Annotated in this window: 11 protein-coding genes and 1 pseudogene; 9 read left to right on the plus strand and 3 right to left on the minus strand. The window is 60.3% G+C overall.

The genetic code is table 11. The annotated features are described in order from the left end of the window. Window positions 1-44: 44 nt before the first annotated feature. The 4 genes and pseudogenes from AC06G5_RS24205 to gpgD form a co-directional block, all read left to right on the plus strand. Window positions 45-1076 (plus strand): annotated as a pseudogene (locus tag AC06G5_RS24205) (HAMP domain-containing protein); the annotation flags it as partial. Window positions 1077-1169: 93 nt separating this feature from the next. Beyond that, window positions 1170-1934 carry a methyl-accepting chemotaxis protein gene (locus AC06G5_RS24210; protein WP_480459926.1) on the plus strand — a complete coding sequence of 255 codons (765 nt, stop codon included), beginning with the start codon at window positions 1170-1172 and terminating at the stop codon, window positions 1932-1934. A gap of 198 nt (window positions 1935-2132) precedes the next feature. Continuing rightward, complete coding sequence (gene gpgS, locus AC06G5_RS24215) at window positions 2133-3245, plus strand: N-acetylglucosaminyl phosphatidylglycerol synthase (protein ID WP_480458473.1); 1113 nt, start codon at window positions 2133-2135, stop codon at window positions 3243-3245. Then, window positions 3238-4014, plus strand: a complete 777-nt coding sequence (gpgD, locus tag AC06G5_RS24220) for an N-acetylglucosaminyl phosphatidylglycerol deacetylase (protein ID WP_480458474.1) — start codon at window positions 3238-3240, stop codon at window positions 4012-4014. Before gpgS ends, gpgD begins: the two co-directional genes overlap by 8 nt. A gap of 51 nt (window positions 4015-4065) precedes the next feature. Here the strand turns inward: gpgD and AC06G5_RS24225 are convergent, their stop codons facing one another. Continuing rightward, entirely contained in the window at window positions 4066-4242 is a 177-nt protein-coding gene (locus tag AC06G5_RS24225; RefSeq protein WP_413428828.1) for a hypothetical protein, read from the minus strand. Between the two features lie 86 nt (window positions 4243-4328). Continuing rightward, a complete protein-coding gene (gene purU, locus AC06G5_RS24230; protein ID WP_007993692.1) occupies window positions 4329-5177 on the minus strand; it encodes a formyltetrahydrofolate deformylase in 849 nt (282 codons plus the stop codon). Between the two features lie 336 nt (window positions 5178-5513). On the opposite strand from purU, the gene mvaT reads away from it, so the two are divergent. After that, a complete protein-coding gene (gene mvaT, locus AC06G5_RS24235) occupies window positions 5514-5891 on the plus strand; it encodes a histone-like nucleoid-structuring protein MvaT (RefSeq protein ID WP_007933316.1) in 378 nt (125 codons plus the stop codon). 98 nt (window positions 5892-5989) lie between these two features. Here mvaT and sbcB read toward each other — a convergent pair whose 3' ends face one another. Then, complete coding sequence (sbcB, locus tag AC06G5_RS24240; protein ID WP_413428827.1) at window positions 5990-7420, minus strand: exodeoxyribonuclease I; 1431 nt, start codon at window positions 7418-7420, stop codon at window positions 5990-5992. A 198-nt stretch (window positions 7421-7618) separates the two neighbouring features. Between sbcB and AC06G5_RS24245 the strand changes: the two genes are divergently transcribed. From AC06G5_RS24245 to AC06G5_RS24260, 4 genes are read left to right on the plus strand one after another with little or no spacing between them, the layout of a single operon-like run. Then, window positions 7619-8344, plus strand: coding sequence for an RDD family protein (locus AC06G5_RS24245; RefSeq protein ID WP_413704095.1), 726 nt, complete (start codon window positions 7619-7621; stop codon window positions 8342-8344). Continuing rightward, on the plus strand, window positions 8341-9318 hold the full coding sequence (locus AC06G5_RS24250; RefSeq protein WP_413425266.1) for a stage II sporulation protein M: 978 nt from the start codon (window positions 8341-8343) through the stop codon (window positions 9316-9318). The genes AC06G5_RS24245 and AC06G5_RS24250 overlap by 4 nt, the downstream gene beginning before the upstream one ends. After that, a complete protein-coding gene (locus AC06G5_RS24255) occupies window positions 9305-10849 on the plus strand; it encodes a DUF4129 domain-containing protein (RefSeq protein ID WP_480458476.1) in 1545 nt (514 codons plus the stop codon). The genes AC06G5_RS24250 and AC06G5_RS24255 overlap by 14 nt, the downstream gene beginning before the upstream one ends. Beyond that, a complete protein-coding gene (locus tag AC06G5_RS24260; protein WP_413425262.1) occupies window positions 10846-12009 on the plus strand; it encodes a DUF4350 domain-containing protein in 1164 nt (387 codons plus the stop codon). The genes AC06G5_RS24255 and AC06G5_RS24260 overlap by 4 nt, the downstream gene beginning before the upstream one ends. Window positions 12010-12077 lie beyond the last annotated feature (68 nt).

Below are 12077 nucleotides of genomic sequence, written 5' to 3' on the forward strand. Positions count from 1 at the left end.
AAAAGCACGCGCTGGACATAAAGACCTTAGCGGAACCCCAAGCCATGAACAAAAATCTGCGTTTCAGCCATAAAATCCTGCTTGCCGCCGCTCTCATCGTTATTGCCGCCTTCGCCTCATTCACGCTGTACAACGATTATTTGCAGCGCAATGCCATTCGTGAGGACCTGGACAATTACCTGCAGGAAATGGGCAGCGTCACTGCCAACAACATCCAGACCTGGTTGAACGGGCGCAGCCTGTTGATAGAAAACCTGGCGCAAACCGTCGCACTCAATCCCGAGGCGGGCAACGTATCCAGTCTGCTGGTGCAAAAAGCCGTGACTTCGACTTTCATGGGTGCCTACCTGGGCAGCAAGGACGGTTCTTTCATCATTCGCCCGGACAGCAAGATGCCCGACGGCTATGACCCTCGTGCGCGCCCTTGGTACAAGAGCGCCCAAGGCACCAGCGGTTCGGCGTTGACTGAACCCTATGTGGACCTGGCCTCCGGCCAACTGGTGATTTCCATCGTCAATAGCGTGATCAAGGATGGACAGAACATCGGTGTCGTCGGTGGCGACCTGAGCTTGCAAGTGATCGCCGACAGCCTCAATGCGCTGGATTTCGATGGCATGGGCTACGCCTTCCTGGTCAGCGCCGATGGCAAGATCCTGGTACATCCCGACAAAGCGCTGGCGATGAAGACGCTCAAGGATGTCTACCCGCAAGATACGCCCGCGATCAGCAGCGACCTGAGTGAAATCCAGGTCGACGGCAAAACCCGCATCGTGACCTTCACCCCGATCAAGGGCCTGTCGTCGGTCAACTGGTACATCGGCCTGTCGGTCGACAAGGGCAAAGCCTTCTCGAAGCTCAGCGAATTCCGCACCTCCGCGGTTGTCGCGACCATCATTGCCGTGGCCATCATCATCGCCCTGCTCGGCATGCTGATTCGCATCCTGATTCAGCCATTGCACGTCATGACCCGCGCCATGGCCGACATCGCTGACGGCGAAGGCGACCTGACCAAGCGCCTGACCATCGTCAACAACGATGAATTCGGCAGCCTCGGCACCGCGTTCAACCGTTTTGTGGAGCGTATCCACGGCTCGATCCGCGAAGTGTCTTCGGCCACCGGGCAAGTCAACGAAGTTGCCTTGCGCGTGGTCGCGGCTTCCAACTCGTCGATGTTCAACTCTGACCAGCAAGCCTCGCGCACCAGCAGCGTCGCCGCCGCCATCAACCAGCTCGGCGCCGCCGCTCAGGAAATCGCGCGCAACGCCGCTCAGGCCTCGAGCCAGGCCAGCGATGCCCGCAGCCTGGCCGAAGACGGCCAGCAAGTGGTGGATCGCAGCATTGTCGCGATGAATAAGCTGTCGAGCATGCTCAGCGCTTCCAGCACCAATATCGAATCGTTGAACAGCAAAACGGTGAACATCGGGCAGATTCTCGAAGTGATCACCAGCATTTCCCAGCAAACCAACCTGCTGGCGCTCAACGCCGCGATTGAAGCCGCGCGCGCCGGTGAAGCCGGTCGTGGTTTTGCCGTGGTGGCGGACGAGGTGCGCAACCTGGCACACCGCACGCAGGAATCGGCGCAACAGGTGCAGACCATGATCGAGGAGCTGCAAGTCGGCGCCCGTGAATCGGTCAGCACCATGAGCGACAGTCAGCGCCACAGCCAGGACAGCGTGGAAATCGCCAACCTCGCGGGCGAACGCCTGAACAGCGTGACGCTGCGTATCGGTGAAATCGACGGCATGAACCAGTCGGTCGCCACCGCGACCGAAGAGCAGACCGCCGTGGTGGAGTCGATCAACGTCGACATCACCGAGATCAACACGCTGAACCAGGAAGGTGTGGAAAACCTGCAATCGACACTGCGCGCGTGCTCGGACCTTGAGCAGCAGGCGGCACGACTGAAGCAGTTGGTAGGCAGTTTCCGTATTTAGCGATCGAACCAGCCCCTTCACGAGCAGGCTCGCTCCCACAAAGTTGTCACTGAACCTGTGGGAGCGAGCCTGCTCGCGATAGCGGCCTGCCAAACACTACAAAACCCCGCTGACTCCCCCGCCCGCACACCCCCAACCGAACATCTATCCTTCATATAGGTCAACCAAGGGAGTACCGGGCCTGGAGGACCGTTCATCGTGCATATCGCTGACATCACCATGTTCTATGCCCCAGCCAGCGGTGGCGTGCGTACTTATCTGGATGCAAAGCACCGTCGCCTGGGCATCAAGCCGGGCATTCGCCATAGCTTGCTGATCCCTGGACCCTCCTTGAGTGAGCAGGACGGCATCTTCACCGTTCCTGCCCCTGCCCTGCCCTTCGGCAAGGGCTATCGCTTCCCTCTGCGCCTCGCGCCCTGGCGCAATGTCCTGCAAGACCTGCAACCCGATCTGATCGAAGTCGGCGACCCCTATCTCACCGCATGGGCAGCGCTGGATGCGCGGCGCCAACTCGACGTGCCGGTCATCGGCTTTTATCACTCGGACCTGCCGCTACTGGTCCGCAACCGCATGGGCAACTGGGCGACCAACAACGTCGAGGCCTATGTCAGCAAGCTCTATGGCAACTTCGACCGGGTCCTGGCGCCCAGCCGGGTCATGGCCGACAAACTTACCGGGCTTGGGGTCAGGAATGTCTTCGTGCAGCCGCTCGGTGTCGACCTGCAAACCTTCAATCCCGAAGCCAGGGACCCCGGGCTGCGGGCCGGGTTGGGCCTGGACGAAAACACCCGGTTGCTGATCTTCGCCGGGCGCGGCTCCAAGGAAAAAAACCTGCCGGTGCTGCTCGACTGCATGCAACGCCTGGGTCGACGCTATCACCTGCTGCTGGTCGGCTCGTCGATGCCCACAGCCGTGCCGTCCAACGTGACGGTGATCGACGAGTTCTGTCCGGCGGCGCAGGTGGCCCGCCTGATGGCCAGCGCCGATGCATTGCTGCACGCCGGCGATCAGGAAACCTTCGGTCTGGTCATTCTGGAGGCCATGGCCAGCGGCATTCCGGTGGTGGCCGTGGCAGCCGGGGCTTTCGAGGAAATCGTCACCGAGGACTGCGGCCGCCTCTGCGCACCAAACAATCCTGCCGCGATGGCCACCGCCGTTCGAGATTTGTTCGGGTCGGGCACCACAGCGCTGGGTAGACAGGCACGGATACATGTCGAACAGCATTACGCCTGGGACACGGTGGTCAACAGCTTGCTGCGCCACTACCACGCCGTGCTCGGCAGCCAATGGCCACTAACCGCCAATGGTTGAGCCCATGAACAAACCCGGTTTGCTACTGGTACTGCACGATGTGGCACCGCCAACCTGGACCGATTACCAGCCGTTCCTCAAAGCCATCGACGCGCTGGGTGACGTGCCGATCACCTGGCTGGTGGTACCGGATTTCCACAAACACAACGATCTGGACGCCCATCCGCAATTTTGCCGCCAGCTCAGCGCCAGGGTTGCCCGCGGCGACGAACTGGCACTGCATGGCTACTACCACTGCGATGACGGGCCGATGACCCGCAATCCCCGCGACTGGTTCATGCGTCGGGTCTACACCCACGAAGGCGAGTTTTACCGTTTGTCAGCAGAAGCCGCCCTCGCCCGCCTGCGTTCGGGAATCGAGATGTTCCACCGCCATGACTGGCCGCTGGAAGGGTTCGTCGCCCCTGCCTGGCTGATGAGCCAAGGTACTCGCCAGGCATTGCGCCAATTGCCGTTGAGTTACACCAGCGACTCGCAGCATTTATACCGATTGCCGGATTTCACCGCGATCGAGGCACCCGGGCTGGTCTGGAGTGGGCGCAGTGCCTGGCGCCGGGGCGTATCGAAGCTCGTCAGCGATCGCCGCGAGCACCGCTGGCAGCAGGCCCCGGTGATTCGCCTGGGCCTGCACCCGGTGGACATGCGCCATGAATTCTCGCGCCGATACTGGCTACAAACCCTGGAACGCCTGCTCGACAACGGAAGGGTTGCGATGACCAAGGCCCAGTGGCTGGTATTGCAAAACGACCGACCGGGTCGTGCCGCATGATTCACGGGCTGCTGTTGTTGGGCAGGCCGCTGCTGAAGAAATTGATGAAACTCAGGCTGGCTTGGGTTTGTCCTCGGACTCCTGCTGCAACTTTTCCCACAACTGCGCGGCGTCAGGGAACTCCGTTCCGGTTTCAGGCCCCATGTCATCCGGGTCGTAGCGGCTCAGGCAACCCTCGCCCAGCGTGGCGGGAGCCTTGGATGTGGCTTTGTCCAGTGGATCGGCCATGGTTTTGTCCTCGGTGCAGAAACGGCGAAGGGCCTGAAGCGATTGAACGCCCAGGCCCTTCGAATTTCAACAGTGCCGCAGGTCTGTCAGAAGACGACGGTTTTGTTGCCGTGTACCAGCACCCGGTCTTCCAGGTGATAACGCAAGCCACGGGCCAGCACCATTTTTTCGACGTCACGGCCGAAACGCACCATGTCTTCGATGCTGTCGCTGTGGCTGACGCGCACCACGTCCTGCTCGATGATCGGGCCGGCATCCAGCTCTTCGGTCACATAGTGGCAGGTCGCGCCGATCAGTTTCACGCCACGCAGGGAGGCCTGGTGGTACGGCTTGGCACCGACGAACGACGGCAGGAAGCTGTGGTGAATGTTGATGACCTTGTGCGCGTATTCGCTGCACAACTCCGGCGGCAGGATTTGCATGTAACGGGCAAGCACCACCACTTCGGCATCGTGCTGCTTGACCAGGCGCGAAACCTCGGCGAACGCCGGTTGCTTGTCCTGCGGATTGACCGGGACGTGGTAGTACGGAATACCGTGCCACTCCACCATGCTGCGCAAGTCATCATGGTTGGAAATCACACAGGAAATTTCGCAGTCCAGTTCATCGCTGTGCCAGCGGTGCAGCAAGTCGGCCAGGCAGTGCGACTCGCGGCTGGCCATCAGCACCACGCGTTTCTTCTGTTCGGTATCGGTGATGCGCCAGTCCATCGAGAACTCTTCGGCGATCGGGGCAAAGGCTTCGCGAAACGCTTCGATACCAAATGGCAGGGAGTCGGCACGGATTTCGTGACGCATGAAGAACCAGCCACTGAGATTGTCCGAGTGATGGCTCGCTTCAGTGATCCAGCCGTTGTGTGATGCCAGAAAGTTACTGACTTTGGCAACGATGCCAACACGGTCCGGGCAAGAAATCACCAGACGAAAAGTGCGCATGAGGGGGAAACTCCAGAACTTCGCAAAGGCCGCCATTCTAGCGATTGCGCAGCAAAACTGCAGTATTGTTGACGTTTCGCCCTGCCCGAAGGTCGGTCCGGCAGGGTGGACAGCCCCAGTGCCGGTTCGCCCGGATGCTCTAGCGGTACCGGTCATTTGTTAATTTATGTATATCTGTCAGACCCGGACCACACTAATAAATGCATTACCAATGTACGCCAAAGACACAGCAGTTAAATTAAATAAAGTTGGCCTAAATGTTTACTTGATGAAACACCGTGACTATTATTGCCGCACTGTCACCTGCCATCCAGCGCACAACATAAGGTAGTCCACATGTCCTTGATCAACGAATATCGCGCCACCGAAGAAGCTATCAAAGAGCTGCAAGCCCGTTTGAAGAACCTGTCCCAAGACGACAAACTGCAAACCGAGCTGGAATTCGAAGGCAAACTGCGCACCCTGATGGGTGAATACTCCAAGTCCCTGCGTGACATCATCGCGCTGCTGGATCCAGAATCCAAAACCAAGGCACCACGCGGCGGTGCAGTGAAAACTACCGGCACCAAGCGTGCTCGCAAAGTTAAACAATACAAAAACCCGCACAACGGTGAAGTCATCGAAACCAAAGGTGGCAACCACAAGACTCTGAAAGAGTGGAAAGCCAAGTGGGGCGGTGACGTGGTAGAAGGCTGGGCTACCCTGCTGGGCTAAGCCCCGGAGCTTGTCGCAGACGGAACCGTGACAAAAAATAACGCCAGCAAATGCTGGCGTTATTTATGCGCGGTGTTTTAGCCCCGGCATGTTCGAATTCAAAGACTCAAACGCAGGCGTAGTCCCTGGACATAATCCTGCCACTCACTGAGCACCCCCTGCTGAAACGGAGTAGCACTTACGCTCAATTGGGCCGCGGTCTCTACAAAAACTTCAAGGGTATTTGGTGCCCCCCATTGGGGATCTGACAAACGTTTCTGACAGAATATTCGCCAGCGTTCTTGCTCCTCGGAACTCAACGTATCGGGAAAGTTGCGTGCGCGATATCGAAACAGCAATTCCGGCAGACGTTCGTCATCGAAAGGCCACTGCTCTTGTGCCAATTGCATCGGATCAACGGTTCTGACTTGTTCACACAAGCGTCGATCCCGATCACCGATAAATCCATCATATAACTGTTGCTCAGGATCCTTGCTCTGGGAAAAATCTTCGCGAGCATAAATCGCCAGGATTTTATCCTGCCAAACTTTCCGGGCGTCATTGAGCTGCAACACCCTCTGCTGATAAAGCGCCATATCCAGCCCCAGACGCTGCTGATCTTCCTGGCGAAGTACCGACAACGGGGCCACCACCGGGCACTTGTTGATGTGAATCAGCTTCAACGGCACCGGTAACTCGTCTTCGGCCAGTTCGTCGCGGCGGGTATACAAGCGCTGGCGCAAACTTTCGGCATCCAGGTCGAGCAGGCCCTGGGGATCGAGGTGCAGGTCACAGACAATCAGGGCGTTCTTGTTGCGCGGGTGCCAGGCCAGCGGCAACACCACACCTGCATAGTTGCGCGCGGCGGAAAAACGCCCGGAAACATGCACCATTGGTTGCAGCAGTCGTATCTGGTCCATGACTTTTTGCTTGCTGCGCAACTGAAACAGCCAGTCGTACAGTTTTGGCTGTTTTTCCCTTATCAGGCGTGCAAGGGCGATCGTCGCGCGAACGTCCGACAGCGCTTCGTGGGCATTGCCATGATCGATGCCGTTGGCAGCGGTCAGGCGTTCAAGCTTGAGCGTGACCCGCCCCTCGTCGTCCGTCGGCCAGACGATGCCATCGGGGCGCAAGGCATAGGCAGCGCGCACCACATCGATCAGATCCCAGCGGCTGTTACCACCCTGCCACTCCCGCGCATAAGGGTCGAAAAAGTTTCGGTACAGGCTGTAGCGGGTCATTTCGTCGTCGAAACGCAAAGTGTTATACCCCGCGCCACAGGTACCGGGTGCCGCGAGCTGGGCATGCACCCGGGTCATGAAGTCGGCTTCACTCAAGCCTTGCGCCTGCAGTTGTCCGGGAGTGATTCCCGTGATCGCGCAGGCAGCCGGATGCGGCAGGATGTCGTCGCTGGGCTGGCAGTAGAGATTGACCGGCTCGTCGATTTCATTGAGATCGAAATCGGTGCGCAGGCCGGCCATTTGCAATGGACGGTCACAACGGGGATTGATGCCAGTGGTTTCGTAGTCGTACCAGAAGATGGAGGTCACGGGCGATTCCTGAACAGAAGATCGGCAAAGTCTAGGCGTTCACCTCCCGCCCCGGCCAGTAGTCTTGTCATTCAAGCACCTTGCGCGACTCGCCATGCATTACATAGTCATGTCGTTTCCCCCCGCCGCCCCCTCGAATAGGCTGCTAGCATCGAATGGATACACAATCCCGATCCAGGCCACATCGTCAGGTTGCCCATGCTCGAGACCACAGCACTGCCAGGGAATGCGCCGCTGTCACCACCGCTGGATACGCGGTACCAGGTCGAAACGCCGGAGGGCGTCGACCTGCCACTGCGCCCGGCCGGGTTGATGGTCCGTGCGCTGGCGTTCGCTATCGACCTTGGTTTGCGCGGCCTGGTCCTGGGCGTGCTGTTCATTGCACTGGCGATGCTCGGTAAACTGGGGGCCGGACTCGGCTCGATCCTGCTGTTCGTGGTGAGCTGGTGGTACATGGTGCTGTTCGAGGTGCTGAACCACGGCCGCTCGCCGGGCAAGCAATGGATGGGATTACGGGTGGTGCATGACGATGGCACCCCGGTCGGCTGGTCCGCGTCGCTGCTGCGCAACCTGTTGCGCGCTGTCGACCTGTTGCCGTTCGGTTACTTCCTCGGAGCCATCAGTTGCCTGCAACACCCTCACTTCAAGCGCCTGGGCGATATCGCCGCCGGTACCCTGGTGATCTACCGCGAACAATCGCATACCCGCCCCGAACTCCCCGAGGCCCAGCCCCGCCGCCCGGCCTTTGCCCTGACGCTCACCGAACAACGGGCCATTCTCGGGTTTGCCGAGCGCCAGGGCGAACTCTCCCGGGCACGGGCCGATGAACTGGCTGCGATCCTCGCCCAACCGTTGCAAGTCCCGACCCCGCAGGCGGTGACCGAGCTCAACGGCATTGCCCGCGGCTTGTTGGGGCCGACATGAAGCAAAGCCTCTTTGAAAACCGGCACAAGGCCGAATGGGAACAGTTCGCTCATCTGCTCGAGCAATTGGAGCACGACAGGAAAGCCACCGGCGCCGGCAATTTCCCGAGGGACTACCGACGTCTTTGCCAACACCTGGCACTGGCCAGGGAGCGAGGCTACAGCAGTTTTCTGATCGACTCCCTGCAGCAACAAGCGCTGCGCGGACACCAACAACTCTACCGTCACCGTAGCCGTCCGGGCGCCAACATGCTGGCATTCATCCTCGCCGACTTTCCGCGACTGGTGCGCGAACAGTGGCGTTTCGTCCTCGCCGCCAGCCTGATGTTCTTTGCCAGCCTGGCCGGTTTCGCGCTGCTGGTGTACCTGTACCCGGACCTGGTCTACAACCTGATCCCCGCCGAGCAGGTCAGCGAGATGCAAAGCATGTACGACCCCGTTGCCGGGCACCTCGGGCGTACGGCGCAACGAGCCGCCAGCGAGGACTGGGCGATGTTCGGCTACTACATCATGCACAACATCGGCATCGCCTTTCAGACCTTCGCCAGTGGTTTGCTGTTGGGTTTGGGCAGTGTGTTTTACCTGGTCTTCAACGGCCTGATGATCGGTGCGGTGGCCGGGCACCTGACCTACGTCGGCTACGGGCAAACCTTCTGGTCATTCGTGATCGGCCATGGCGCTTTCGAACTCAGCGCCATCGCCCTGGCCGGTGCCGCCGGCCTGAAGCTGGGCTGGGCGTTGGTCGCCCCGGGGCGCCTGCCACGCGCCGAGGCCTTGCGCCTGGCTGCGCGCAAGAGTGTGCTGCTGGTCTGCGGGGTCATGCTGTTCCTGTTGATTGCGGCGTTTATCGAAGCCTACTGGTCATCAAAGACTGGCCCGTCGCACCAGACCAAGTACCTGGTTGGCGCCGCGCTCTGGTTGCTGGTGGTGGTTTATCTCGTGTTTGCCGGACGTCGCCGCCATGCGCCTGAGTGACGCCACGGTGGTGATTCGCCCGCGCCCGACCTGGGAAGCCATGGACCTCGGCGTGCTCCTGAGCCAGCGCCACCGACGCCTGTTGATGACCAGTTGGGCCATGGTCACCTTGCCCGTTTTCGCGCTGCTCAGTTGGGGATTCTGGGATTCGCCCTCTCTCGCCGTGTTCATTTTCTGGTGGCTGAAGCCGGCGTTCGAACGCCTGCCCTTGTACATCCTGTCCAAAGCCATGTTCGCTGAAACACCCTCGCTCAAGCAGGCCCTGCAGCAATGGCCACGCCTGCTCAAACCGCAATTGCTGGCCAGCCTGACCTGGCGACGCCTGAGTCTGCATCGCAGCTTCGCGATGCCGGTGATGCAACTTGAAGGCCTCGATGGAGCGCAACGGCAACAGCGCTTACAGGTGCTGCTGCAGCGAGACGCCGGCGCCGCGCGCTGGCTGACGATCATCGGCGCGCACCTGGAGGGCACGCTGTGGATCGGCTTGATGGTGTTGTTCTATCTGCTGCTGCCACAACAGGTCGCGCTCGACTGGAGTTGGCAGTCGCTGATCTCTGCGGCCAGCCAGGACTGGCGTTGGCTGGAACATCTGACCAACGCCTTTTATGCACTGGTGCTGGTGGTCTGGGAACCGATTTATGTCGCCTGCGGTTTCAGCTTTTACCTGAACCGGCGCACCGTGCTGGAGGCCTGGGATATCGAACTGGTGTTCCGTCGCATGCGCCAACGCCTCACCAGTGCAGGCGCGGCCCTGTTGATCGCCGTGATCTTGCTGATGCCGAGCACACACAGCGTATGGGCCGCCGAACCGGCCATGTCACCCGACAGTCCACGCTTGCTGGACCAGCCCCTGACCAGTCAGGCCTCCAGGGACGGCATCAAGACGATCCTCGAACAGCCGCCCTTCAAGAACCGGGAAACAGTGACGCGCTACCGCTTTGGCGAAGACCGGCCAAGCGCTGAAACCCGGGACGACGGCAAGACACCGCAATGGTTGAAGGCCCTGCTCAAGCTGCTTGAGGGGCAACGCTTCGGGGCATTGGCGAGCCTGATTGAAATCGTGCTGTGGGGCACCGTCATCGGAGCCATCGGCCTGTTGATCTGGCGCTATCGCGACTGGTTGCAAGCTTTTGTCAGCCGTCGACCGCCCGTCGACATAAAAACCGCGCGGCCGTTACCGCAGCGGGCGTTCGGCCTGGACCTCAAGCCCGAGTCCCTGCCCGCCGACATCGCCACCAGCGCTGAAAGTCTCTGGCAGAGCCATCCGCGCGAAGCCCTCGGCTTGCTTTATCGCGCCCTGCTCAGCCGCCTGATGCACGATTTCAACATCGCACTCAAGGCCGCCGATACCGAAGGCCAGGTACTTCAGCGCGTTGAGCTGTTACAGCGACCGGCCCTGCTGGCGTACAGCAAAGATCTCACCGGGCACTGGCAAAACATGGCCTACGGTCATCGCCTGCCACCCGCCCAGGTGCAGCAGGAGCTGTGTAACGGCTGGCGTATTCTGTTCGGCTCGGAGGCTGTCCGTTGAATCGGCGCCAGGGGTCGATAGCCGGGGCGTTGATCGCCGTGCTGCTGGCTGCGTTGAGTGTTTATCTGTACCTCAAGGCCACCCCCTACCAGAGCGTAATCGACCACGGCCCCTCCCCCGAAGCCAAGGCCAACCCTTATCTGGCGGCGGAACTCTTTCTGCGCAAACAAGGCCTGAGCGTCGACCACGCCAATGGCCTCGACATCCTGCCCAGCCTCGACCCGACTCAACACAGCCTGCTGTTGCTCGGTGACCGCTACAACATGACTCCACGGCAGGTCGACCAGGTGATGAACTGGACCCGGGCCGGCGGGCGGCTTCTGTTCGTCGCCGAATCACTGTGGGATGAAAAACTCGGCCACAGCAACGACCTGCTGCTCGATCGGGTGCAAGTGCACCAGTTACTGAGCAAAGACCTCAAGGCATCGCCACCCAATGTCGGCGAAGATCCGTACCCGCAACTGACCAAGCTCTACCTGGAAGGCGAAGACGCCCCGGCCTATGCCGGTTTCGATACGGCGTTCCATCTCGAAGACCCGAAAAACCTTGCCCAGGCCTGGGCCAACAGCGCCATGGCCACGCACATGATGCAGCTCGATCACGGGCTTGGCTCGATCATCGTGGTCACCGATGCCGACTTGTGGAAAACCCCGGCCATCGACCGGTACGACAACGCCTGGCTGCTCTGGTACCTGACCGCCGACACCCGCGTGACACTGATCTTCAACACCGATCACGACAGCCTGCCGACCTTGCTGCTGCGTTATTTTCCCCAGGCGCTGGTCGCGTTGTTCGCCTTGATCGGCCTGGGGTTCTGGCACTTTGGCGTGCGGCAGGGACCATTGCAGGAGCCGGCACCGAAAGCACGTCGGCAACTGCAGGAGCACCTGCGCGCCAGTGCCGATTTCCTGTTGCGATGCAACGGTCAGGCCGGCCTGCTGCAAGCCTTGCAGCAAGACATCCTGCGGCGTGTGCGGCGTCGCCATCCCGGCTTTGAACAACTCGGCGTTGCCGAACAATGGCTGGTGCTCGCACGCCTGACCGGCCAACCCACACGCGCTATCAGCCAGGCCATGAGCCCGCGACCGCAGCAACGGCTTTCCAGCGTTGAATTCAGCCGTCAGGTCGCCCATCTGCAATCCTTGAGGAACGCCTTATGATCTGACACCTTGCAAGCGTTAGATTCCCATTGTTTTAGAGGACAGCCCCTTACGAGCTCATAGCCTGA

This window comes from Pseudomonas sp. WT-JTC (genome assembly GCF_056711565.1).

Bases quoted from the DNA above. Each gene is read 5' to 3' on its own strand.
- AC06G5_RS24210 (WP_480459926.1), top strand. From the start codon at position 1,170: ATGTTCAACTCTGACCAGCAAGCCTCGCGCACCAGCAGCGTCGCCGCC.
- gpgD (WP_480458474.1), top strand. From the start codon at position 3,238: ATGGTTGAGCCCATGAACAAACCCGGTTTGCTACTGGTACTGCACGAT.
- AC06G5_RS24225 (WP_413428828.1), bottom strand. From the start codon at position 4,242: ATGGCCGATCCACTGGACAAAGCCACATCCAAGGCTCCCGCCACGCTG.
- purU (WP_007993692.1), bottom strand. From the start codon at position 5,177: ATGCGCACTTTTCGTCTGGTGATTTCTTGCCCGGACCGTGTTGGCATC.
- mvaT (WP_007933316.1), top strand. From the start codon at position 5,514: ATGTCCTTGATCAACGAATATCGCGCCACCGAAGAAGCTATCAAAGAG.
- AC06G5_RS24245 (WP_413704095.1), top strand. From the start codon at position 7,619: ATGCTCGAGACCACAGCACTGCCAGGGAATGCGCCGCTGTCACCACCG.
- AC06G5_RS24250 (WP_413425266.1), top strand. From the start codon at position 8,341: ATGAAGCAAAGCCTCTTTGAAAACCGGCACAAGGCCGAATGGGAACAG.
- AC06G5_RS24255 (WP_480458476.1), top strand. From the start codon at position 9,305: ATGCGCCTGAGTGACGCCACGGTGGTGATTCGCCCGCGCCCGACCTGG.